General features: G+C 59.4%; 19 protein-coding genes. All 19 read right to left on the bottom strand.

Translation table 11 applies throughout. The features are described 5' to 3' along the window. Positions 1-88 precede the first annotated feature (88 nt). The 19 genes from lpxD to RIN56_05210 all read right to left on the bottom strand — a co-directional run bounded on the left by lpxD (position 89) and on the right by RIN56_05210 (position 22,928). A complete protein-coding gene (gene lpxD, locus RIN56_05300) occupies positions 89-1,114 on the bottom strand; it encodes a UDP-3-O-(3-hydroxymyristoyl)glucosamine N-acyltransferase (protein ID MDR7866214.1) in 1,026 nt (341 codons plus the stop codon). A gap of 61 nt (positions 1,115-1,175) precedes the next feature. Next, complete coding sequence (locus tag RIN56_05295; protein ID MDR7866213.1) at positions 1,176-1,598, bottom strand: OmpH family outer membrane protein; 423 nt, start codon at positions 1,596-1,598, stop codon at positions 1,176-1,178. 51 nt (positions 1,599-1,649) lie between these two features. Next, positions 1,650-2,567, bottom strand: coding sequence for a hypothetical protein (locus RIN56_05290; protein ID MDR7866212.1), 918 nt, complete (start codon positions 2,565-2,567; stop codon positions 1,650-1,652). Positions 2,568-2,636: 69 nt separating this feature from the next. Then, complete coding sequence (locus RIN56_05285) at positions 2,637-3,104, bottom strand: OmpH family outer membrane protein (protein ID MDR7866211.1); 468 nt, start codon at positions 3,102-3,104, stop codon at positions 2,637-2,639. Positions 3,105-3,190: 86 nt separating this feature from the next. After that, positions 3,191-4,447: a hypothetical protein gene (locus tag RIN56_05280; protein ID MDR7866210.1), complete on the bottom strand. Its 1,257-nt coding sequence runs from the start codon at positions 4,445-4,447 to the stop codon at positions 3,191-3,193. A gap of 136 nt (positions 4,448-4,583) precedes the next feature. After that, entirely contained in the window at positions 4,584-6,362 is a 1,779-nt protein-coding gene (locus RIN56_05275; GenBank protein ID MDR7866209.1) for a BamA/TamA family outer membrane protein, read from the bottom strand. Between the two features lie 21 nt (positions 6,363-6,383). After that, positions 6,384-6,905 (bottom strand): hypothetical protein, encoded by a 522-nt coding sequence (locus tag RIN56_05270; protein MDR7866208.1) that lies wholly within the window; start codon positions 6,903-6,905, stop codon positions 6,384-6,386. 163 nt (positions 6,906-7,068) lie between these two features. After that, positions 7,069-7,725: a sigma-70 family RNA polymerase sigma factor gene (locus RIN56_05265; protein MDR7866207.1), complete on the bottom strand. Its 657-nt coding sequence runs from the start codon at positions 7,723-7,725 to the stop codon at positions 7,069-7,071. A 6-nt stretch (positions 7,726-7,731) separates the two neighbouring features. Beyond that, the gene (locus RIN56_05260) at positions 7,732-12,078 is read right to left on the bottom strand and encodes a translocation/assembly module TamB domain-containing protein (GenBank protein ID MDR7866206.1); all 4,347 of its coding nucleotides are present in this window, start codon (positions 12,076-12,078) and stop codon (positions 7,732-7,734) included. A gap of 200 nt (positions 12,079-12,278) precedes the next feature. Continuing rightward, positions 12,279-13,580 (bottom strand): TolC family protein, encoded by a 1,302-nt coding sequence (locus RIN56_05255; GenBank protein ID MDR7866205.1) that lies wholly within the window; start codon positions 13,578-13,580, stop codon positions 12,279-12,281. A gap of 132 nt (positions 13,581-13,712) precedes the next feature. Next, positions 13,713-14,990 carry an MlaD family protein gene (locus RIN56_05250; protein MDR7866204.1) on the bottom strand — a complete coding sequence of 426 codons (1,278 nt, stop codon included), beginning with the start codon at positions 14,988-14,990 and terminating at the stop codon, positions 13,713-13,715. Beyond that, positions 14,980-15,750, bottom strand: a complete 771-nt coding sequence (locus RIN56_05245) for an ABC transporter ATP-binding protein (protein ID MDR7866203.1) — start codon at positions 15,748-15,750, stop codon at positions 14,980-14,982. The genes RIN56_05250 and RIN56_05245 overlap by 11 nt, the downstream gene beginning before the upstream one ends. A gap of 10 nt (positions 15,751-15,760) precedes the next feature. Further along, the gene (locus tag RIN56_05240) at positions 15,761-16,534 is read right to left on the bottom strand and encodes an ABC transporter permease (GenBank protein ID MDR7866202.1); all 774 of its coding nucleotides are present in this window, start codon (positions 16,532-16,534) and stop codon (positions 15,761-15,763) included. A 550-nt stretch (positions 16,535-17,084) separates the two neighbouring features. Then, a complete protein-coding gene (locus RIN56_05235) occupies positions 17,085-19,043 on the bottom strand; it encodes a SpoIVB peptidase S55 domain-containing protein (protein ID MDR7866201.1) in 1,959 nt (652 codons plus the stop codon). 16 nt (positions 19,044-19,059) lie between these two features. Further along, positions 19,060-19,368 carry a biotin/lipoyl-binding protein gene (locus tag RIN56_05230; protein ID MDR7866200.1) on the bottom strand — a complete coding sequence of 103 codons (309 nt, stop codon included), beginning with the start codon at positions 19,366-19,368 and terminating at the stop codon, positions 19,060-19,062. Between the two features lie 45 nt (positions 19,369-19,413). Continuing rightward, a complete protein-coding gene (locus tag RIN56_05225) occupies positions 19,414-20,829 on the bottom strand; it encodes a phosphodiester glycosidase family protein (GenBank protein ID MDR7866199.1) in 1,416 nt (471 codons plus the stop codon). Between the two features lie 35 nt (positions 20,830-20,864). Next, the gene (locus RIN56_05220) at positions 20,865-21,197 is read right to left on the bottom strand and encodes a rod-binding protein (GenBank protein ID MDR7866198.1); all 333 of its coding nucleotides are present in this window, start codon (positions 21,195-21,197) and stop codon (positions 20,865-20,867) included. A gap of 12 nt (positions 21,198-21,209) precedes the next feature. Next, positions 21,210-22,313 carry a flagellar basal body P-ring protein FlgI gene (locus RIN56_05215; GenBank protein ID MDR7866197.1) on the bottom strand — a complete coding sequence of 368 codons (1,104 nt, stop codon included), beginning with the start codon at positions 22,311-22,313 and terminating at the stop codon, positions 21,210-21,212. 18 nt (positions 22,314-22,331) lie between these two features. Next, positions 22,332-22,928 carry a flagellar basal body L-ring protein FlgH gene (locus tag RIN56_05210; protein MDR7866196.1) on the bottom strand — a complete coding sequence of 199 codons (597 nt, stop codon included), beginning with the start codon at positions 22,926-22,928 and terminating at the stop codon, positions 22,332-22,334. Between the last annotated feature and the right edge of the window lie 5 nt (positions 22,929-22,933).

Raw genomic sequence — 22,933 nt, 5'->3', positions numbered from 1 at the left:
AGAGTGGGGGAAGAACATCGAGTAAAGTATTCTGCGCCCAGGCCGTCAATCCTGCCCTTTTGCCGCAGGTAATATCTGTTCCCGGCAATTATTTCCCTTGTTTTTCCAGTTCTGCGAGGCGTTTCTCCAGCGCCTGCACCTGCTTCGCCAGCTCCGGCAGCCTGCGCACGGCCGCTTCAGCCCGCAGCCATTCCTTGTGGGGCCTTGCGGGGAAGCCGGCGTAGAAGGAGTTGGGCGGGACGTCGCCGGCGGCCCCTGACTTGCCGGCGAAGATGCAGTTGTCGCCGATGGTGATATGTCCGACCGCGCCGCTCTGACCGGCGAAAATAACGTTGTTGCCGACCTTGGTGCTGCCGGCGATGCCGGTGAAGGCGACCAGGAAGCAGTTTTCGCCGATGACGACGTTATGCGCCAGATGGACAAGGTTGTCGATCTTGGTGCCGCGCCTGACGACCGTCGAGCCGGTCGTGGCCCGGTCGATGGTTACGTTGGCGCCGATCTCGACGTCATCTTCGATGATGACGTTGCCGACCTGCGGCACTTTGTGGTGGCGGCCTTCGATGGTGACAAACCCGAAGCCGTCGGAGCCGATGACCGCGCCGCTGTGAACGATCGCCCGCTCTCCCAGGCGGCAGCCGGCGTAGACGGTCACCCCCGGATAGAGGATGCTGTCGCCGCCGATTCTGGCGGCCTCGCCTACATAGGTGTGGGGATAGAGGACGGTGTTGTCGCCGATGACGGCGCCGTCGGCGACGACGACCTGGGCCATGACGGCGACGTTGGCCCCGAGCTGTACGCCCCGGCCGACGACGGCGCTGGGGTGAACGCCCCGCGGCACTACCGTGGGCGGGGTAAAAAGTTCCAATACCTTAGTAAAGGCTACCCGGGGGTTCGCCACCCGGATAGCCGGCTTGGGATACGTTGCTGTGTCGCCCGGCACTATGACCGCTGCCGCCTTGGACGCTGCGGCCTTGTCCATATGGGGCGGTACGGCGAAGGTGATGTCGCGGGGTCCGGCGTCCTCGATGTTGGTGACGCCGGCGATTTCGGGATCGGATTCCCCCAGCACCATACCCTCTACCAGGGCGGCGATTTCACTCAGCCTTTTAGCCAACGGAAACACTCCCACTCATATTAGAGGTTAAGCCAAAGGCTTTACCCTTTGGCTTAATCGATTATTGCATCCGTTTGATTACTTCGTCGGTGATGTCGGTGCCGCCCTGAGCGACGCTGTTTTTGTACAGAATTACTCCCAGCTTCTTCTCCTTGGCGACCGCGTCGACGGACTGCTTGATGGCGGCGTCAACCTGGCCTTCGAGATCCTGCTTGATCTTCAGGAAGTCACCGTAGGCGGCTTCTTGCTTTTTCTGGAACTCGTCGGCGCTGAGGCTGGCTTTGTCTTTCTCCAGTTGGTCGCTGAGTTCCTTGGCTTTGGTGTTGAGTTGTTCCTGAAACTGTTTGACCTTGGGGCTGTCGCTCATTACCTTGTTGACGTCGAGGATGCCGACGGCGCCCGGTCCGCTGGAGCAACCGCCGAGCATCAGGGCCGCAGCGACGATTACTGCGACCGCCAAAAGCAGACTTTTTCTATTTCGCATATGAATCCCCCCGTTATCGATACTTGCCCGAGTCTATTATGCACCGGGCATTTACTTCTTAAACTCGACAATCACCGCGTCGGTGATATCGGTGGCGCTGACGTTGACCTTGACTTCGGCGAGCACCGTGTCGAGCCCCGACTGAACGGCGACTTTAGCCGCCTTGTCGCGGATGTCGAGGATTATCGCCTCCTGGAGAGTGGCAATTTCGCGGTCGGTCGCGGCCAGCTTCTCGGCGGCCGCCGTCCCGCCGGTCGTTCCGGGCGGGGCGATGCGGTTCGCCATCTCGGCTTGCCGGTCCGTGAGTTTGCCGGCCAGCTCGCCGTTAAGGCTCTGGGCGTAAGCGGCCAGTTCTTTCTCAGCCTCGCTTTGTTTGCCCTTCATGACGGCGTCAGTCTTGGCAAAAAGTTCCTGCTGGCGGACGGAGATTTTGCCCGCCCGTTCCTTCTGGAGCCTGTCCATTTCCGCCTGAAGCGGCGCCGCCTCTTCTTTCGAAAGCTGGACGGTCTTCAGTTTGAGCTGGAGAGAAAATATCTGTGGCTGGTATTCTTGATCGAGTTCGCGGGCATAGGCGTCAAGTTCGGCCTCCATGCCGCGGCTGGCCTGTTCGGCGGCCGCCTGCAGGCGTGTCTTGACCTCGGCTTCCTTAGCCGTCATGCGGGCTTCAAACTCCTTGGCGGCTGCCTGCTCAAGGCCGGCCGGGCTTCCCGCCGCCGGCAGTCCCGCTCCTGCCGCAAGGCCCTGGGCCCGCTCGGCGTCGATTCGGGCCGCGAGGGCGGCGTAGTCTTTCTGGAGGCGTTGGACGTCCGCGTATTTGGGGTGGGCCTTAATTGCCTTTTCCATGACGATCAGGCCGATTTTGGACTGAGCGGGCGGGGTAGTCTTCGCCTGCTGCGAACCGCAGCCAGCTATGACCAGAGAGGCGGTAACCGCGGCAATAAGAAGGAGTCTGGCGCAATTTACCGGCACAAAACCACCTCCCTTTCGGAATAAAGAACCGAGCACAGTAAGACCGGCTCGGAAATAAACAAGTATTGGTTATTTGCCGCCGAGCTTCTTCTTGACGTCGTCGGTGATGTCCTGGCCGCCGTAGACCACCATGCCGACCGGCATAACGACCGCGAGTCCCCTTGTGTCGGCCACTTCTTTGATGGTGGCCATAACCTTTTCTTCAATCGGTTTCAGGAGTTCGGCCTGTTTCATGCCCAGGCGCTGCTGGAGCTGCACGAAGTATTCTTGTCTTTCTTTGTCGTTGGCCAGCGAGGGCGCTTTGGCGTCGAAATCCTTCTGGGCAAGTTCCTGTTCGGATTTCATGGTTTCGGCGAATTTCGCAAAGTCGGGATGGGATCTTACGAGATCATCGTAATTTACCTTGCCGACGTTGGAGGCTGCTGCTGCCTGCGTGGTGCCGGTCTGGGACACCGCTATGCCAAAGACACTAAGCATAAACACCGCGGCGATAGCTACGGAGATGATCTTAACCTGTTTTTTCTCGATTTTGAGCAATTTTCTTACCCCTCTTTCCGCTTCTTGGCAGAATTTATACTCCTTCATTATAGCAGGGACGGGGGCGGCATTCAAGGACAAAAATTCTACAGATTCCCCACCAGCCGCAGCCAGCGGTTATTGGTGGTGACGATATATTCGGCACTCAGGAATTCATGCAGTTTGAAGCGCAGCCCCGCCTCATAGATCCCCGTCACCGGGGTGCGCTCAAGGCGCAGCGACCACCGCTCGTCAAGATTCTGCTTTAGCCAAAAAAGCCCCTGCTTGCTGCTGAGGTTATATTTGACGCCGGCTTCGGTCGTGGGCCCCAAACGGTGCCCCCACCCAGGCACGAATTCCCATGTAACCGAAGCGGGGATGAAGGTCACTTCCATGAATAGCTCGTCCTGCCGGCCGAGGTATTGTCCTACATGAAGGCGGGCCGAAGTGTCGTTCTCCTTGCGACCCATGTCGAGGTAGCCTTCGAGCGTTACGTTGTACTTGGTGGTTTCCGCGCTAATCTCCATATCGGTTGCCTCACCCGGCCGCAGCGTCGACGTCAGGTTGAGACCGTAGCGCCTGGTTACCGGCTGGGCGGTTGCAACCTTTGTAAGCATGTCTTTGAAGTAGCCGCTGTGCCGCTCGACAAAAGCCACCGGCAGGCCGCGCAGGGGGTTGGCCGCGTCTTCGACAACCGGTCGCGCTTCGAGAAGGAGGAAGTTGGGGATGGTCTTCGAGCGCAGGGTGACCCGCACGTCTTTGACCAGCGGCCCCGCCGGCGCGAGCGAGAGCTTGACTGTCGTTGTCTGTCCGGCGATTATCTCCATGTTGACCCGAAATTCCGGCAGCTGGGCGGCAAGGTATTCGCGGATGACCGACTTGGAAACGCTGCTCGCCCAATCCACCGAGTCTACCGGCATCCCGATAAGTACCTGGCCGATCTTGTCCTCGACGTTGCCAAGGTCACGCCGGAAGAGGTCGGTCAATTGCGGCGAGATGCCGCCTAGATCGGTCTCCAGCACGACTCTGCGCACTACGTCTCCCCACGGCAGGATGCGCACGGCGACATGCGCGGTCGGACCGGGAGTGATGTTGACCTCCTGCACCGAGTAGCCGACAAGTACACGGTCGAAAATCTCTTTGATAAGTTTTTCGTATGATGCCCTGCCGCTCACGACATCGGTCACCTTGCGCCCGGTCAGGACGTGGTCGCCCACAGTGGCGATGCTTTGTTCCATGCGCTTGATGACGCGGCTGGGCGGCGGAGCGTCGCCGGCCAGCACGCTGACCGTGACCGCTTCGACGGCCACGTTCTCGGCTGCGGCGACACCGCTCCAGCTCGCCATGATTATTGACGCCGCCATCGTTATGGCAAGGAAATATCGCACCGTTATTGCCGCCACCTTCCTGGACAGAGGTTTCCCTGATGAGGCTCCGTTGCCGGGGTGGATACACCGGGTTAAAGCAAGAGCCAGGTGCTAGACCTGACTCTTGTCTTCTTTAGAATTGGCCGCCGAAGCTGAAGTGCGCCTTGCCGCCATCCTTACCCCGGGCATAATCGAGCCTGATCGGGCCGAGGGGGGTAGTGACGCGAACACCGACGCCGATGCTGGTTTTGAGATCGTCGAGCTTATAGCCTTCGCCGTCCCAGGCGTTGCCGAGATCGCCGAAGACTACGCCTTCAACTTTCTTGACAACCGGGAAACGGTATTCGGCCGTAGCCGCCAGCATCTTGTTGCCTTTGAACTGCTCGTCGTTGTAGCCGCGGAGGGTGTCGGAACCGCCGACGTAGAATTTGCCGCTGTCGGGCATCCGGCCGTCGGCGTAGCCTGCCATCAGGCGGACGGCGATGACCTGTTCACGGCCGACCTTGAAGTAGTTGCGGTCTTCGACGGTGTACTTGTTGAAGCTGAAATCGCCGCCGAGACCCTTGCCGGCGAACTCGGCCATCACCAGGAACCTCGTCCCTTCGGTGGGGTTGAAGACGTTGTCGCGGGAATCGAGAACGCGCGACAGCGTGATGCTGCGGGTCAGGCCGAAGTTGTCCCTGAGATACTGGTCATTGTAGTTGGCGTCATAGTTGGACCCGCCAGCAGCCGCCTTGTAGTCGACCGGGCCGGAGACGAATTTGACGTAATCGTCGCGGCGGTTTCTCAGGGTGATGTAGTTCGTCACATACTCACCCTGCGGCCGACCCAGCGTGAGGTCGAAGCCCCTGCGCTTGCGGTCGTAGGTCGACCGGACTTGATTGTAGCTGTACCCTGTACCACCGTAATCGCTGTACTCGTTGGTCATGTTGTACAGGGAGATGCCGGCCGATGTCTGCTTGCTGTCCAGCCAGGGGCGGGTGTAGGACAGTTCGTAGTTCCTGCCGTCATTGCCGCTGCCGCCGAACTCCCAGTGGATCTTGGCCTTGTCGCCGGTGCCACGGAAGTTGTTGTCGCCGAGCTCAATAATTCCGACAAGTCCGTCGCTCTGGCTGTAGCCGCCGCCGATGGAAAACACGCCGGTTTTCTGCTCGACGACGTTGGTCTCGAGGATGACGGAGTTAGGCTGCTTGCCAGGGTTGAGCTTCATGTTGACGTCCTCGAAGTAGCCGAGGTTGTACACTTTCTGCATACTCCGGCGGGCGTCCTTGACGTTGAAAGTGTCGCCGGGCTTGACCTTCATCTCGCGGGTGATGACGTAGGTTTTGGTCTTTTCATTGCCTTTGACCGTGATCCCTTCGAGCATCCCTTCGTTGATGGTGATGGTCAGCACCCCACCGGGGGTCATGGCTACGTCGCTTACCCGCGCCAGCACATAGCCCTGGTCGTGGTAGTAGGTCTCGATAATACGGGCATTTTCGTTCAAGGCCTTGGTGTTGAGCACCTTGCCCGTGTTTACCGTCAGCATACTCTTGATCTTGGCGGTAGATACCTTGGAATTGCCCTTGACGACGATGTCTTTCAGGGCAGGGTTTTCCATTACCGTATAGACCACTTTTACGCCTTCCGGTACTTCGGTGAAGTTGGATACTACGTCAAAAAAGTTGCCAAGCTCGTAAATCGCCCGCAGATCTTGCTGGACCTTGTCGGCACTGAGCGTGTCGCCGGGTTTAAGCTTGACCACCGCCATGATATCGCCATCCGGCACGCTGGTGTTGCCGGAGACGCTTACGGCGGTGACCCGTTTCCCGGTAAGGTCGGCAGCATGGCTTGGGGCGGCGGAGCCGAGCACGATTCCTAGCGCAATGACAGCTGAAAGTAACAGGTGCCCGAAGTGCCTCCTCGCTTTCATGCATAACCTCCTTTATTAAGTTTATTGGCCGCGCAGCGATTTGCCGGCAGCCCGGATGACATTTTTCATCTCATCCGGGGAAAGCAGGTTCTCCTTTTCTGTCGGCTGTGTCCGCACGGTGCTTTCCGGGCGGTTGACCGGCAAACTGATTTCCGGTGGAGTATTGCTTGTCGCCTTGGATATCGCCGGCCGCTGCTCCTCAACCCGGTGCGGGGCTGAGGTATCGCTGGCTTTTTGGACCACCGGCGTTATCTTGGCTTCTTGCGCGGCGAGTGGAATTGGCACGGCGGCGTGGCGTTCGCTAAGCCCCCAGTATGCCCCGAATCCGGCGGCAACTATGGCGGCGGCGAGTACGAAGGGCGCCGCCTGGCGCAGGAGCGGGGAATGATGCCGCTCTTGCCGGAAGAGGCTTGCCTCCTTCGCGTGCTGAAGCTCGGCCTGAGCTAAGAAAAGGTCGAGTTCGCCGCGAATTTTGCTGTTATTGTCGAATGACTCTTCCGCCCGCGTGAGCCAAACTTTGGCGGAACGCAGGTGCCGGAACATATGCCGTTTGAAATCCGCCATTTCCACCACTCCTATTATAGCTACAATATATAGTCATGGGAAGAGGCCAGATTCTGGTCGCTCTTACGCGGGTAAATTAGGGCGTTTTTGCGGAAACAGAAGGAATTACCTCTCGTTTTCTCCCTCTTTCAGCCACTTTACTCTACAATGAATTCTTCATGTCCTGCATAAGTCTGGATAACAGGCCGCGGGCCCTGCGGATGCCTTGCTTGTGAAGCCTGTAGACGTGCGAAAGGCTCATGTCGAGAGATTCGGCCAATTGCCTCGGTTCGCGCTCTTCCAGATACATGCCGGACAGCACCAGCTGTTCGTTGGCCGGCAGGCGCCCGAGGGCGCCGCGGACCTGCTCGACGAGGAAATTGCGCTCGGCCTGAACAGCTACCGCTGGCGCGCCGTCCACCAGTGCATCCCCCAGGGTCAGGGTTCCTTCTTCCTCCAGGGGGCTGTCGATGTACAGACAGTTGGCCTTGCCCTCGCGGGTGATAAAGTTGACGATGCGGCCGCGAATGCGGTGGAAGGCGTACAGGCTAAACGCCACCCCCCGGGTGTGATCGTAGCTTTCCACAGCCTCGATAAGCCCGACGGTGCCTTCCTGGATGATGTCCATGATCGCCGCGTCATCGGCTTTCCAGCGGAGGGCGGCCTTGAAGACCAACGGCTGGTAATGCTCAATGAGACGCCGGCGGCTGTCGAGGTCGCCGGTTCCCTTATAAGCCTCCCACAGCTGCTTTTCTTCGGCGGCGTCGAGCAGACGTATTTTTCTCAGTTCCGCCAGATACTGGCTCAACAATTTGATCATCCCCGCTTAGAAAGTAAACCGGGCCTCCACGCCCACCCGCCGGCGGTGATATTCGTCCACCGCTCCGGTCACGCTGAACCGGCGGCTAAGGTCGTAACGGATGAAAGCGCTTGTTTCTTTATGGTCGACACCCAGCGTGTAGCTTATATACAGGCGGTCGGTGACGTACTTGCCGAGTTCGATGTTGTATACCTCCCGGTCGTTGACCGACGTCGCCGTGCCGTTTGTGAAGCCCGATGTCTTGCCGTTTGTAGTCGAGGTCTCACTGGGCATGGTGCTGCGGACGAGGCGGAAGTCGTCGAGACCGAAGGAATTGCGGAAGGCGGTCTCGGCTTCGGCCACGAAGGCTACGTGCAGTCCCGCGTCAAGGAGTCCCATCAGTTCTTCCCGGCCCAGCCCCGAGTCCCGGCTGCCGCCCACCGTATTCTGCCGATCCGAATAACGGTTGCGCAGCGTGAGGAGCGACAGTATCTGCTGCTGGTTCATCGCCGGCTCGGAACTCAGGCGGAATTCCAACGTGTCGAGCGGGCCGCTCACCGCCAGTTTGACTCGCGTGTACTCCAGTTTGGTCTCGGCCGTGAGCTTGATAACCGGCAGCAGCGACCCGAACTTGGTAAAGTCGGCGCGGCCGTTGTCTACCCTGAACTGGGTGCGCAGGTAGTTTACCGTTCCGCGCACCGTTTCGAAGTGGCCGGAGGCCACGGGTTCGGTGGTCGAGCCGGTGAATTTAGCTTTTCCTTCCACCTGCAGGTCATAGAAATAAGGATTATACAGCCTGACTTTCTTAGCGGCGACAATTTCGAGGTCGAGGCCTATGTCGAGCCCGGAAGGCGAGATCTCCGGCACGATGGGCACGTTGATTGTCGTATTTTCAAAAATCAGCTGGCCGCCCAGAACAGGCTTCCCGCCGCTGGAATTGAGGGTAAGGGTCCCTTCCAGCGGCCCTTTGAAATATTTGTGGTTGACACCCAGCTTGTCCAGCACGAGGAGAATGCGGTAATCCGCAAGGGCAAGGCCGTTGATCGCGGCCGACCCGGTCAGGCGGTATGCCCCCGTGCCGAGGCTGCCGTCGAAGGTTATTATATTAATTTTATCACCTTCGAACTGAATATCAACCCCCACTTTCTGAATAGGGTCGGCCAGCGATTTCAGTTTCACGGCTCCATCCCTGACGACGATGCTGCCGGTAAGGAGCGGCTGGGCCAGAGTGCCGCCGATTGTCAGCTCGCCCTTGGTTTCGCCGGTGGCCCAGGCAACTTCTTTGCTCAGAAGCGGCAGGATGCTAAGATTGGCCTGCTCCAGGCGCACTTTGAGGTCCATCTGGTCGGCGACGGTAGCCTGGGCCCGCCCCTGAGGGTTCAGGGCGGCCAGGGGGACGGTTCCGTACGCGCTCGCCCGATATGCTCCTTTGGTGAACATCAGCTGGTTGACATAGATGCTTCCCTTGTCGAGTACGAACAAGCCGTACAAGGCGTCGAAGGTGGCGTTGGCAACGCCGCCGCCGTTAATTTCCAGCGAAACGGCCGCATGGGGGCTATAGGACGTTCCCGTTATCTGGGCGGTAAAGGTGAGTTTGCCGCGGGTGTCGACCGTCGAATCAAGCCAGGTGGTCAGGAGGCCGGCGTCGATAGAACGACCGCCGATCTCAAGGTCGAGCGGCCCGCCCAGCGCGGCTGTGCCGCGTGCCGCAAGCACGCCATCGCCTTGCTTGGCAAAAAAGTGATTGATAGTCACCACATTGTTCCTGAGGGCGATGTCGGCTTCGATGCTATCGAGCGGATAGTTCTTGATCTTTCCTTTGGTGAGCGTGCCTGTCAGCCACATGTCGGGCTTGGCTACCGTGCCGCCGAGAGTTACATGGCCATCAAGACGGCCGTCGATATCTTTCGTCGGGATGTTGAAAATGGCCATCAGCCCTGCTACTCCGCCGTTGCTAGCGCTAAGGTCGCCGTAAATATTCCCGGCTGCGAAGCCTATCCCGCCGGAGAAAGCAAATTTGCCTTCCCCCTGGGAAAACCCGAAGCTCGGCACGGCAAGCTGTTCGCTGTCGACGCTGATTTCACCGGCGATGTCGGTCAGCTCCTGGCCGTTAAGCTTCAGACTAACGGCGGTTATACCGCCGCTGAAGACCGGCGCGGCCGGGGTGCCGGTCAGCCGGCCGGCGAAGTGAGCCTGCCCGGCGACCGGATAGGGAAATTTGACATGGACGGCGGCAAGGTCGATGTCTTTCGCCGTCACGTCGAGATTAAGGCTGTTGCCGGCGCCGATCGTACCGGCGAAACGGACCTCTGCTCCCAGCGAATTCACGACAAAATCGCGCAGTTCGATGACGCCGCCCTGCCGGCGGTAATGACCCTCGGCCCGCGCGATGAGCTGGTCGCGAAAACTCCCTTCAGTCAGCTTGACGTGTCCTGCGGCGGACAGTGACGCCAAGGGGCCGGTTATCGTCAGCTCGTTGTCGACGTTGCCGGTCAGTCTTTCCCCAGGCATGATGAGTTTGACGAGATTTTCCGCCCTTGCCTGGCGGGTGGCGACGGTAATATTCATTTCCTGTCCGCCGGTTAGACCGACGCTGCCGTTGACCACGTGCCGGGTGACGCCGCTTTGCGCCACCACTTCTTCGAGAGTGATAGCACTGCGGGTCACGGTCAGGCCGCCTTGGGCGAGCGCGAAGGGCTGGTAAAGCGCCCGACCGTTGTAGGCTGTGAATCGGGCCGTTACCCGGGGCGATTCGATCGTGCCTTCCACCTTGCCTTCGGCATCGGCTGTGCCGGCCAGATCAATGCCGCCAGCCTGCTCGGCGAACAGGGACAGCGGCACGCCCTGGCCGAAGAAGGTCAGGGCCAACCGGCCGTTGTCGACCGTTCCTTGGGCGGTCAACACTCCGGCACCTGGGAAGCCAATGGTTATGTAATCGACCGACATGCTGTCGCCGGCCTTGAAAAAGCCTGCAGACAGGTTGGCGAAGGGTATGCCGTCAAGACTGCCGCTCACAGCCTGCGCCGAGCCGGCCATCTTGGCGGACGCCAGGGTACCTGCCCCTTCCAGGCGCAGGTCGATATCACCCCGCCCCGATATATTTACTCCGAGGCTGGGAAGGGCCGCCAGATCTAGCCCGCGGCCGCTGACCGCCAAGTTGTAATCTTGTTTGTCAAGCAGGATGGTTCCTGCTCCGCTTATCCGGCCCCCGAACATGTCGGCGTCCAGTTTATTGACCGTCAGGGCCGATTCGACCAACGCGAATTTGGCCACCGCGCCGTTGACCGCCCAGCCGCTTACCTCGCCCTTGTCCAAACGGACCTCGCCGCTGACCACCGGCCGACTCGGCGCGCCACCGATAATGGCCGTGAACGACAGCGGTCCCTTGAGAGGGATATCCCGGCCCAAGGCCGCGGGATCAAAGCCACGGGCGCTCACCGTCAGGCCGAGCACCGGTTCGGCGGCGTCGGTCGCTATTTTGCCCCTAAGTTCGATATCTTGCCCGTAAACCTTGGCGGTGATCGGAAACAGAAAAACCTGCTTGTCACTGAACGCCACACTGCCGCGCGCGTCGCTTACCGTAAGGCCGGCGACGCCTACGTTGACACCGTCGAGTTTTGCCTCGCCGGCGTAGGTAAGTTCGCCTTTGTCGCGCCGCAGGATGATTTGCGCCTGAGCGAGGCGGCCGCCGGCCGGCTTTACAGCCATACCGGCCGGAATTAAGGCTTCCAGCCCGCTCAGATCGAGGTTGGCTGCGCCGGCAGCCAGCATGCTGGCGCCGTCCCGGCTCACGCGCCCCGCCACCTCCAGCGGCGCCCCGTTATAGGTCGCGGTGAGCTGAAGAGCTACGTCAGGTTTACCGGCAAAGTCGAATTTAGCCCCGATGTCACTCAGCTGCCAGCGGCCTTCCGGCATGGTGACTGTCACCGTGCCCTTGATTATGGCTATTTTCCCGCTAAAGGGCGAGTCGCCCGACCTGGTCTTGTCGAGCAGGTCTTCAATATTCCATTTGCCGTCCGCACGTCGGTCGAGGTAAATTTGCGGCTCGTCCAAAGACAATTCGCTGACCGCTTCCACGGCGGCGACGCCGCGCAAAAGGGCGAGCGGGTCGTATACCACCGTCACCTTTGCCGCTTCGGCTATAAGTTGGCCGCGGTCGTCGCGGACGGCTACGTCGCTGAGCAGCACCTTGTTGAGCCAGGAGATCTCCAGGCTCTTAACCGAAACGGGGCCACCAAGCGCTTTGGTCAGCTCCGTCTCCAGCTTGTCGCTCATTCCGGCCATTACGGTTTGGCTCTTGTTGATTATAAAAGCGCCGGCCACACTGACAACAACCAAAGCCACTACAGCCAGTACTATGGCTTTTTGCCGCATATGCGCCTCCCGCATCATAGTCTCGATCTTAGTATATTTTCGACGCGGGCGAAAGCCTTCCTTTTAAATAGACGCTGGTAATAATATTCAGACAATGCTGCCTCCTAGTTTCTCCGGAAAATTGTGGATTATTCGCCAGAAATTTATACCTGACTCAAGGCCGAAAAAGGCCGGAGCTGTCGCCCCGGCCCTTTGTTCATTCACTGTTTGACGGCTATACCCATGGCCTTGTCGAGCTTGGCCTTGCTGGTGTTGTAGTCGTACAGCGCCTGGATATAATTTGTTTTGGCCTGGGCCAGCGCCAGTTGGGCGTCAATGACGTCGAGGTTTGTGCCTACGCCGGCGTTATAGCGGACCTGCGCAATCTTGAAGTCCTCATCAGCCTTGGCCACCGCAACCTGGCTGGTTTCGATGCGTTTTTCGGCTTCCTTCATGCTGAGATAAGCCTGGCGCACCTCGAGAGAAACGCTGTCCTTGGTCTGGCGGAACTGCTCATTGGCCTTGACCACGCCGGCTTCCGCTTCCTTGACCTTGGAAAGGGTGAGATTTGTATCGAACAGCGTCAGCGAGGTCGAGAGATATACCGACCAATTGCTGTTTTTGCTGCCGGGGAATTTTTCGTCAGACCAGTTGTTGGAGCCGCTGAGCGTTACTGACGGGAGAAAACCGCTGCGGGCCACCTTGACGATTTCCTTGGCGCCCTGCAGGGTATAGTCGGCCTGGAGAACGTCCGGCCGGTACTGCATCGCAAATTTGACACCGTCGTCGAGGGTCAGTTTCGCCTGCTCGTATTTCAGCTCTTCCTTGAGTTTGATCTCGGTGTCGAGGGGCAATCCGACGACATTGTTGAGGCTGGCCATTGCCAGGTCGTAATCGTTTTGGGCTATGATGAGGTTTTGCTGGGCGTTGGCCAGTTCAACTTCGGACCGCAGCACATCCGACTTGGCGACCGTACCTACGTCGTACTGGGCCTGGACGTTGCGCAAGTGGGCGGTCAGGTTGTCCACCGATTCCTGCCTGACCTGCAGCATATTACGGGACTGCAGTACCTTGAAGTAGGCGCTGGTCGCGTCCAGCTTCAGCTGCTGCTTGGTCTCGGCCAGGCCGAGATCGGCCACCTTGTAGTCGTATTTAGCCTTGCCGATAGTGCCGTCGACCTTCCCGCCGCTGTAGAGCGACACCGACAGGCTGACAGTGTTGTCAAAATCGTTGGTAGGAGTTGGGTTGGGCGTGAGGGTCGACGGCGCCGACCTGTAGCGCGCATCTTTATGATTGTAGGTGAGGGTTGGGCCCTGTCCGGCCTGGGCTTCCCTTACCACCCACGAAGCCTTTTCTCTGTCTGACTCGGCGATTTTTATCGTCGGATTGTTTTTGAGCGCCAGAGCGATGCTCTCCTCGAGCGTAAGCTCGGTAGGCGCCGCGAACGCGACGGCGTTAACCAGCATGTAGCCACACGCCACCGCCAGCGCCAAAGTTTTCTTCCCTACTTGCTGATGCCTCATGGTAATTCCTCCCGAACCGTATGTAGCTGCGGACGCTGCCGCAGGCCGGTTTCCTTTTTTTAGGCAATTGACTGGTTAGTCAGTTCCAATTCTCATTATAGTGTTTTAAACAGGGGGCTGTCAATACAAAATCTAGAAGGAATGGCGCACACCGAAATATGTGTTCTGGTTCGATTGCTTGTTGAGGCTGTCGGTCTGGCCGACGATGAAGGTGTGGGGCGCTATTTCGTACTGGGTACGCAGTTTGACCCGTACGTCGTTGGGGTCGTAGACATCGAGCGAGAGGCGCAGCTGTTTGCCCAGCATGGTATCGGCCCCGATGCCGGCTTTGCCTTCGACGACGCCTGCCCGGCCGGCGAAGTGCGCGTTACCCTTGCCGATCTGGAAGTTGGTCTTCTGGTTGTCGCCGATCCCGCTCACGCCGATAACGGCAAAATCGCGCGGCGAGGTGTTGATGCGGACGTCGGCGTTGCTTCTGTACTTGTCGGTATGACTGTTATACATCACTTCGAAGCCGGTTTCGACGCTGACGTTCTCTATCTTGGTCAGCATCTTGTTGGCTTTCTCGCTGACCGAGCGGGCGTTGCGGAGCGTTTCTTTGATGTTTTTAGTCGTTTCCGGATCGGTCGCGATGTCTTCCACCGACGCGGCGATCTTCTCCACCCGCACACTGGTCTTTTTCAGATTCTGGATGGTTTCCTTGAGGTCTTTGGCCGTCTGGCCGTTGTTGTCGACGGCGGTCACCATTTTGTCGACCCTGGCGGCTACGTCCTTGAGGTTGGCGGACATGTCGCGCAGGTTACCGACCAAGGCGTTTACGTCATGTTCGTTATTGTTGGCCATCCGTGCCAGGGAGGCGCTGAACTCGTTGAGGCGTTCGGTTATATCGCGGGCGTTGAGGGCGGTGGCCTTCATGGCGGCCTTGACTTTGTCGTCGCCGAGCACTTCGTTGAGGGATTGGATGAGTTTCTGGACGTCGGCGAGCGTCTTGTCGGCCGAGTTCACCAGATGGTCGATTCCGCGGGGATCCTCTCCGGCCACGGTGGCGCCCGGCTTGAGGTAGCCGGAACTCTGGCGCGGCGGCACTATATTGATGAATTTTTCGCCCAACAGTCCGTCGGTGCCGATGGTGAATTTGGCCCCTTCGGGGATTTTGATGCCCGGATTGATCCGAAGCTGCACTTCTACCCCCTTGTCGCCGGCATGCACCCCTGCCACCCGGCCAACATCGACGCCGGCGTAGCGAACGACGTTGCCTTCTTTGAGGCCGCCGACCTCGCTGAAAACCACCTGGACTGGGTATCCCTTTTCGCCAAAGGAGATGCCGCCGAGATAAACGATCATATACCCTAGCAGCAGCAGACCGATCAGCGATATCGCGCCCACCTTGGCTTCGGTGCTAAGATTCACTTTTTCTCGACCTCCTTTTGACAAACTCGCCGGGTCTTGCCCAGCCGTGGATGAATTGCTGTACGATGGGATTGGACGACTTTTTGATCTCGCTTACCGTCCCGATCTCGATTATCCGTCCATCGTAGATCATGGCGATCCGGTCGGCGATGTTGAAGGCGCTCGGCATATGGTGGGTGACGACGACCGAGGTCACGTTGAGGATGCGGCGGGTGCTGCAGATGAGGCGGTCGATGGTCGTCGACATTATCGGATCGAGTCCTGCTGTGGGCTCGTCATACAGCACGATCTGCGGATTGATGGCGATCGCCCGGGCGAGGCTGACGCGTTTTTTCATGCCCCCCGACAGCTCGCTGGGCATCACGTCCTCCTGACCGGCGAGGCCGACCATTCTCAGCCGTCGTCGCACCGTCCGGCCGATTTCCTCTTCGGACAGCGCCGTGTGCTGCCGCAGGCCGAAAGCCACATTTTCACCCACCGTCATCGAGTCGAACAGGGCGGAATATTGGAATACCATCCCCATCTTGCGGCGGATGACGTTAAGTTCTTCCTCGCTGGCGCCGGAGATCTCTTGGCCGTTGATCCATATCTCGCCGGCCGACGGTCTCAGCAGGCCGATCATCAGCCGCAGGATTGTGCTCTTGCCCGAGCCGCTGGGGCCGATGATCACCATAATTTCGCCCTGGGCGATGTCCAGGCTGATGTTGTCCAGCACCCGCTTGTTGCGGAACGCCATGCTTACGTTGTCAAGCTTTATCATGGCTCCACCCCTAGCGGTACAGTATCAGTGACAGGAAATAATTGCTGATGAAAATCAGAATCATCGAGGTGACTACCGAGCCGGTGGTGGCCTTGCCTACTCCTTCGGCCCCTTCGGCGGTCGTCAGCCCTTTATAGCAGCCGATGATGGCGATGATGGCGCCGAAAAACATGCTCTTGATAAGCCCGCCGGTTACATCGTTCACCACCGCGAACACTTTAATCGAATTAAGGAAGGTAAAAGAATTAATGTCAGCATACAGGATCGCAACTAGATAGCCGCCGACCGTGCCGATCATGTCGGCGAAGATAACCAGAATTGGCAGCATCAGCACACAGGCAATCAGCCGGGGAACAATCAGGTAGGCGACGGGGTTGGTCGCCATCACCCGCAGGGCGTCGATCTGCTCGGTCACCTTCATCGAACCGATTTCGGCCGTGATGGCCGCGCCCACCCTGCCAGCCGCCACTACGCCCGTTAGCACCGGAGAGAGTTCCCGTCCGACCGCGATCGCCACCACCCCGCCCACCGAGGCCTGCGCGCCGTACTTGATGAACTCGTGGGCGATCTGCATTGTCATTACCATACCGGTGAACAGCATGGTGAGGGCGACAATCGGCAAGGAGTCAACCCCCAGGTGAGCCATCTGGCGTAAGGCGTGGCCTGGGTTCGGCGAACGCCTAAGGCTCGCGAGCGTCTGGCCGACCAGCATCACAACCTGGCCGGTATGTTCAAGAAAATCGATCATTTGGCGGCCTATCCGTTCCAGCAGTGATATAAACATTGGGCCGACCTCACATTGCCGGCGGCCCCGTGGCTCCAAGCCGGCGCAAATTAGTCGAAACACATTTGGTACATTGTACGTGCATCCGGGAGGTTTAATACCATTTTTTGGCTATTGCCAAACCGTTGTTCCGGTTAACGTAATTTCTACCTATATTCTGAGTATATTCAATGCTTAGCAGCTTTTTCCCTGCTTATTGCCCGCCCACGCCGGCGGGTATTTACTGGGTGCCGACACGCTTCGCCAAAATGTCTGTCCCCCCGCCCAGAGCCTCCGTTTGGTAAAATTGTAATTATAGTAATTACAAAGTATACCGTAATTACAAAAACAAGTCGGCTCATTAGTATAGCCTTCGGCAGGCGCAGCCCCATACTCCCCCTTTTCAAGCCCATGCCTGCTTCTCCCGCGGCGGGCGGCAGCACAAAGGAACGCCGACGAACCGGGCAGGAGGGATGAAAATAGTCCGCCGCGCGCCTAAAGCTCTACGCGCCCCCAGGACAAGAAAATTCCCCGGGCAACGCAATCTGTCCGGGGAATTGTTTACAGAGCCCTACAGAGGCTGTTCGGTGTCGTCGCTTTTAACAACTTTCCATTCGTACAGCACGGCTTTGCCGGCGGGTGTATCGCTCTTTTCCACGTTGATGAGCACCTGGGTGTCACTGTCAATGATATACTCTGTACTGACGGTGCTCTTGGTATTCGGTTTCTTGAGTCCTTCCGCGCCCTTTCCCGACCACGGAGTCTTCTGGTTCTGGCCGTCCGCGGCGTTGGGCTTGGGAACAGGGTCGAGTTTCGTGGACGGCGCTTTCGCCGCCCCCATGCCGCCGAGCAGTTCGCCAGCCTCGCCGCTGAGAATTTCGACGACGATGTCGTTGTTGCGGTCGCGCTCGGCCATTTCCTTGATCATGTCGTCGAAGGTCTTGGTCTTAAGCTTTCCGAAGGTTTGCAGCAGTTCTTCGTCGCCCTTCTGCCGCTTGGCCAGCAGTTCGAGGAGCGGCACCATGCCCCCGCCGCGGACTTCGAGGGTCAGCGGGCCGGGTTGCTGATCCCGGGGGATGGTAAAGGGGACCTTGACGGTTATCGTCTCGCCCCGGAATGGTTTGAGACTTACCGCTATCTCGATCTTGTCACCCGGCTTGGCCGAGGCGACGTTGGGGCGGGCTTCCATAATGATGGCCGTGCGCCGCTCAGGGTCGACAGTCGCATCCACCTGCACGTCAATGACGTCGACAGCCTGGAACTGATTGGCGGCCAGGAGAGCCATGAGTTCATACAGCTCGCTGATGGCCATTTCGCCGATATTGGCCGCGCTGTAGAACATGTTTTCCCGTTTGAACACATCGCCCGGCATGTTGCGGGCGGAAATCTCGAAGGTTATCTTGGCGGTGCCGGCGCCTATCCGGTCGGCTGTCTTTTCGAGGACGCTGAGGACCGAAGCGGCCGTCAGCACGGGGAAGAGCTGTTCGTCCTGCACTACCTGGATTGTGGCGTCGCGGGAGGCGCCGAGCGCGCGGTCGGTGACGTTGATCCTCAGCGGGACGACGCTCGGAAATACGCCCAACTGGCCGGCAACGCCAGCGCCCCGGTCCTGGTCGATTGTCCCCAATGCTGGACCGATGGCGCCGACCTTAAAGGAATTCTCCATCCCTTTCACGGTCGTGAATACATAGGCGTTCGTCAGGAAATACCCGGCGCTGCCCTTTTTAAGGAAGGGATGGCCAAAGGCCAGCACTTTGTTGCCTTCCGTGTAGGTAACCGTACCCATGGCGCCCAGGCTGACGTCGCCGCGGACAAGCTGCACGCCCACGGCGCTGCCGGGTTCGAGCGGCCCGAATTCGGCGCCGTCAGGAGTATCGCCGACGGCATACGGCATAAGCTTGAAGGGCCGCAGTTTTTCGGTGAGAAGCGCGAGGGCGCGCTCGCCAAACCCGGCGGCCATTAGCGGCGTTGACACATCTTCCAGGCCTTGCCCATCCTTTTTCACGCCATCTTTGACCGGCGGTTTGCCATCGTCAGGCTTATTATCGCCCGGCTTCCCGTCGGTCTTGGTTTCCGATTCTTCAAGCTTTATCGCTTCTTCCTCGGGCACGCGGACTTTGGGGGCGGGAAGTTCCCAGAGTTTTAGCATGTCGGCGATGGGTGTGACCATGCCGATCTTGTGGTCGGTAAACGTCCATCCGTAGGCGACGGCGCCGACGAGGCGGCCGCCGATATATACCGGACTGCCGCTCATTCCCTGGGCGATGCCGCCGGTACGGTCGATAAGGTCGCCGTATGTGCGGATAAGAATCAGGTCGCCGGAGGGCCCCTTATTCTTCATAATCCCTAGTACTTCAATGCCGAATTCTTCGATATCGGTGCCGGACACCACCGTCTTGGCGATGCCCTGCATGCCGGCGCGCACTTCCTCCAGCGGCATGGTCTCGGGCGCAGCCCAGGCCACCGCCGCCGGGAGCGACAGCAGCATCGCCAGCAGCACCACCCGGCATAACCTGAACACTAATGCCATTCAATCAACCCTTTCCTTATTTGCGAGGCTCGATCCTGACCAGCACATCGCCGGTACGGACCGTGTCACCGGGTTTAACCAGCACTTCCCGTACTTGCCCGTCGACATTCGCCCTGACGGCGATCGCCGGGCCGGTGAGGCCCTCGACCCGCACCAGGACGTTGCCTTCGCGGACGCCTGCGCCGGGCACGGCCAAACCGTCGGCGATCACTCGGCCTGACAGCACGCTTTTCTGGTCGACAAGCGGCCCGGCCGCCATCGCCCAGGCTACCGCCGCCAATACCAGCACAACGGTCAAAATGGCTACACTCTTGGGTCGGAACATTTCTCCCCACCTCCGTTTCTTACTACTCATTATACATTATCGCGGCTATTTGGCAAGGCTGCCGGCAACGACCGCCAGGGCATCCGCGACCTTGCGCTCGCGCCCGTCCGAGGGGTGGTTGACGATTTTGTCGTTGATAACCATCTCGCTTGAGCCGCCGCCGTCCAGGTTCATAGCTTCTACCGCCCCAAGCTCCTGCATGAACAGAGCAAGCTCCAACAGGGTCAGGCCGGCGCTTGCAGCCTGGCGGCCGTCGACCACCACCAGAAGGATCTGTCCTGCTTTGGTCAAGCCGAGAGCGGTGCGGGGAGCGCGGCCACCGGCGACGTCACTGCCGAATTCCTCCGTTTTGGTCGTCAGGTAGATGGTGCCTTCCTTGATAAGCATCGGACCGGCGCCGAGGGCATGGACGGCGGCGTCCCAATGCGGGCCGAGGCTTTGGCGGACGGTGACGGTGTCACCCACCTTGAGGCCGGCCAGTTGTTTGGCCGGGGCCCCGTGAGCCGACAACACCACGCTGCCGGCGCCAATCGGCATATTCCCCCGGCCCACGGCGGTTACCCGTCCATCCGGGCCGATGACATATTCGGCGCCGTAGGGGTTTGTGCCAGTGGCTGGACCGTAGTAGCCTGTGTACAAGATGAGCTCGTCGTCGCCGCGGGCGCGGTTGACGCCGCTGAGGTCGGCCCGCCCGCCCGGCAGTTCGGCATAGCCGTGCCAGTTCACCTGGTCGAAGACTATCCGGCCGTCGGGGAATATCCCCACAGCCGTCCGCGCGATGTTTGGCGAGCTGATAATCTCGCCGTTAATTTTCAGTAAGCCGATGATCTCGCCGTTCAGCGCGAAGTATGAGCCGTTGACGGCCGCCGCCGCCCTTGCGCCCGCGCTCATCGCGGACAGCGTCTCCAGTCCCTGCACCGCCCCGTTGGACAGCACCGGCTGCAGCGTGAATCCGGCCTTAGGGTCAACGAGGAGTATATGGGCGCTGACCGGCCCGAACGGCTGGCTCCGCTGCCAGAATGTATAATTTATACCCGGCTTCACCTGCTGCTCAATTTTCTGTTCGTAGACCTTTGACAGATCCACCACCAGGCGTTCGGGTTTGGCAAGCTTGAATACCTTGTGGCTGACATTCATGTTGAGGTTGATGGCTACCCTGACCTGTCCGGGACCGGCATCCTGGATTTCCACCGCGGCGACGAAGGGATCGTTGAGCACGAATTGGCGGGGTACACCCTTGGCGGCGGTCGCAGGCATGTCAATAAGGAGGCGAAGCGGGTCCTGCTCAAGCGTGACGTTGAAATCCGGCACGGCGCTCATATCAAAGACCAGCCGCACCTTCTCCGCCGTCTGATGGAAACGGACCTTCTGAACGACGGGGGGCGCCGCCTGGACCAGTGCCAGGGCCGCGACGATCCATACCGCCAGCAGAAGGCTGATGCTGCGTCGAAACTTGGTCAAAACAGTCCCTCCCTTTGATGGTAAAAAGCCAAGCACTAACTGGGTGCCTGGCCTTTGTTGTCGGACGGTGCGTCGTGGGCGCTGAGCTGGCGGTAGAGCATCTCTGCCAGGCCAACCCCTCCGGATTGCGCCATATTCTTGGTCATCTCGCTGTCGAGGAGCGAGCGCATGATGTCTTCCTGAGAGCTGTTGCCAACGAGGCCGCCTTTCGGCACCGATTTGCGCATCTCCTTCATCAAGAGGTTCAGGAAGACTGCTTCCATTTCGGTACAGGCCGCCTTGAGTTTAGCGTCCTCCTTGGCGTCCCTGCCGGCGGCAGCCTTTGTGCCCGCGGCCGCGACGGCGGCGGACGGTCCTTTAATCTGCATGGCCTTCACCGCCTATATGAGCTGCAGCTCGGCGTGAAGAGCGCCGGCCGCTTTGATGGCCTGGAGGATGGATATCACTTCGCGGGGCGTGGCGCCGACCGCGTTGAGGGCGCTGACAAGGTCGCTGACGCTGGCCGTGGCCGGGAGAACGACGAGCGGCGCGGGCTGATCTTTTACGTCTACAGAGGTTGTCGGGGTGACCACAGTCGAACCGCCGGACAGGGGCGGCGGCTGCGACACCTCGTTCGATTTGGCGATCTTCACCGTCAGGCCGCCCTGAGCCACGGCCACTGTGTCGATGGTGACATGGCCGCCCATTACGACGGTACCGGTCCGCTCGTTGACGACGACCTTTGCGGCGTTGTCCGGGGTTACCGGCAGCTCTTCCAGGGCGGCTACGAAGCCGACCAGGTTGCCGGTGTATTCGAGCGGTACGAATATTGCCACCGAGCCGGCGTCGCGGGCCTTGGAGATGGGGCCGAAGCGGCGGTCGACAGCTTCGGAGATGCGGCTGGCGGTAGTGAAATCCGGTTTGTTGAGGACGAAGACGACGCTGCCGCCGTCCTCGAACTGGGTGGGAACGTCGCGTTCGACAATGGCGCCGCTGGGAATGGAGCCAACGGTGACATGATTTTTCTGCTGGCTGGCGCCGCCGCCGCCGGCGGAGAATCCGCCGATCGAAAGAGGCCCCTGGCCAACAGCGTAGACCGCCCCGTTAGCCGCCTTGAGCGGCGTTTGCAGCAGCGTGCCTCCCTGGAGGCTCTTGGCGTCGCCCATGGACGAAACTGTTATGTCGATGGTATCGCCCGGTTTGACAAACGGCGGCAACTGCGCCGTCACCATCACCGCCCCCACGTTCTTTGGCTTGAGCTGGGCGGTGGAGATAGTGATACCGAAGGTTTTCAGCATATTGACGATCGATTGGATGGTGAAGGTGCTCTTGTCGGAGTCGCCAGTGCCGGCAAGGCCGACGACAAGTCCATAGCCGTAAATCTGGTTGCTGCGCACCCCCTGAAGCTTGGCGACATCCTTGATGCGGGGGCCGTAGGCCAGGGCCGGAGCGGCGCTCGCGGCCAACAGTATCGTTATCAGGATTAAAGCGATTAGTCTGCGCATCACATTATCCCTTTCCGGCTAGAACAGGAGATTGAATATCTGGGTGAGGATTCCCTGCCGCTGCTTGTTCGCGATCGGCCCTTTGCCGTCGATCTTGAGCTGGGCGTTGGCGACGTTTGACGACAGGACGGCGTTGTCGGCGCTGATATCTTCGGGACGAACCTCGCCGGTGATGGTTATTTTCTGTTCCTCGCCGTTCTGATTGATGCTCTGCGTCCCGGAGACTAAGAGGTTGCCGTTCGGCTTGACCCCCGTCACTTGAACGGTAATCCGGCCGGTTACGGCATTAGTGTTGGTTATTTTGCCATCGGCCTTAAAGCTGTCTTTGCCGCTTGCCTCGGCAGCGGCGAGCCACTTGAATACGCCGGTGCCGGCTGCCATGCTATTGCTGGCCGATTTTGAATTGTTAGCAGTGCCGGAGCGGCTGGCGGTCGATGACTCGCTGATGACGATCGTCAGGCTGTCGCCCACGGCGCGGGCCTTGCGGTCGCCGAACAGGCTGGTCTGTTCAGCCCACAGCGACGTAGCCTCGGCCTGATGCTGCAGCGGAACGAGCAGCGCGAGAGCCAGCACCATCGACAGGATTGTTGCTTTTATGTAAATATTCGACATCATGATAG

This window comes from Sporomusaceae bacterium (genome assembly GCA_031460455.1).
Taxonomy (GTDB): Bacteria; Bacillota; Negativicutes; order Sporomusales; family UBA7701; genus Anaeroselena.
The sequence above is the reverse complement of the archived record's forward strand: the minus strand, read 5'-3'. Positions and strand labels throughout refer to the sequence as shown.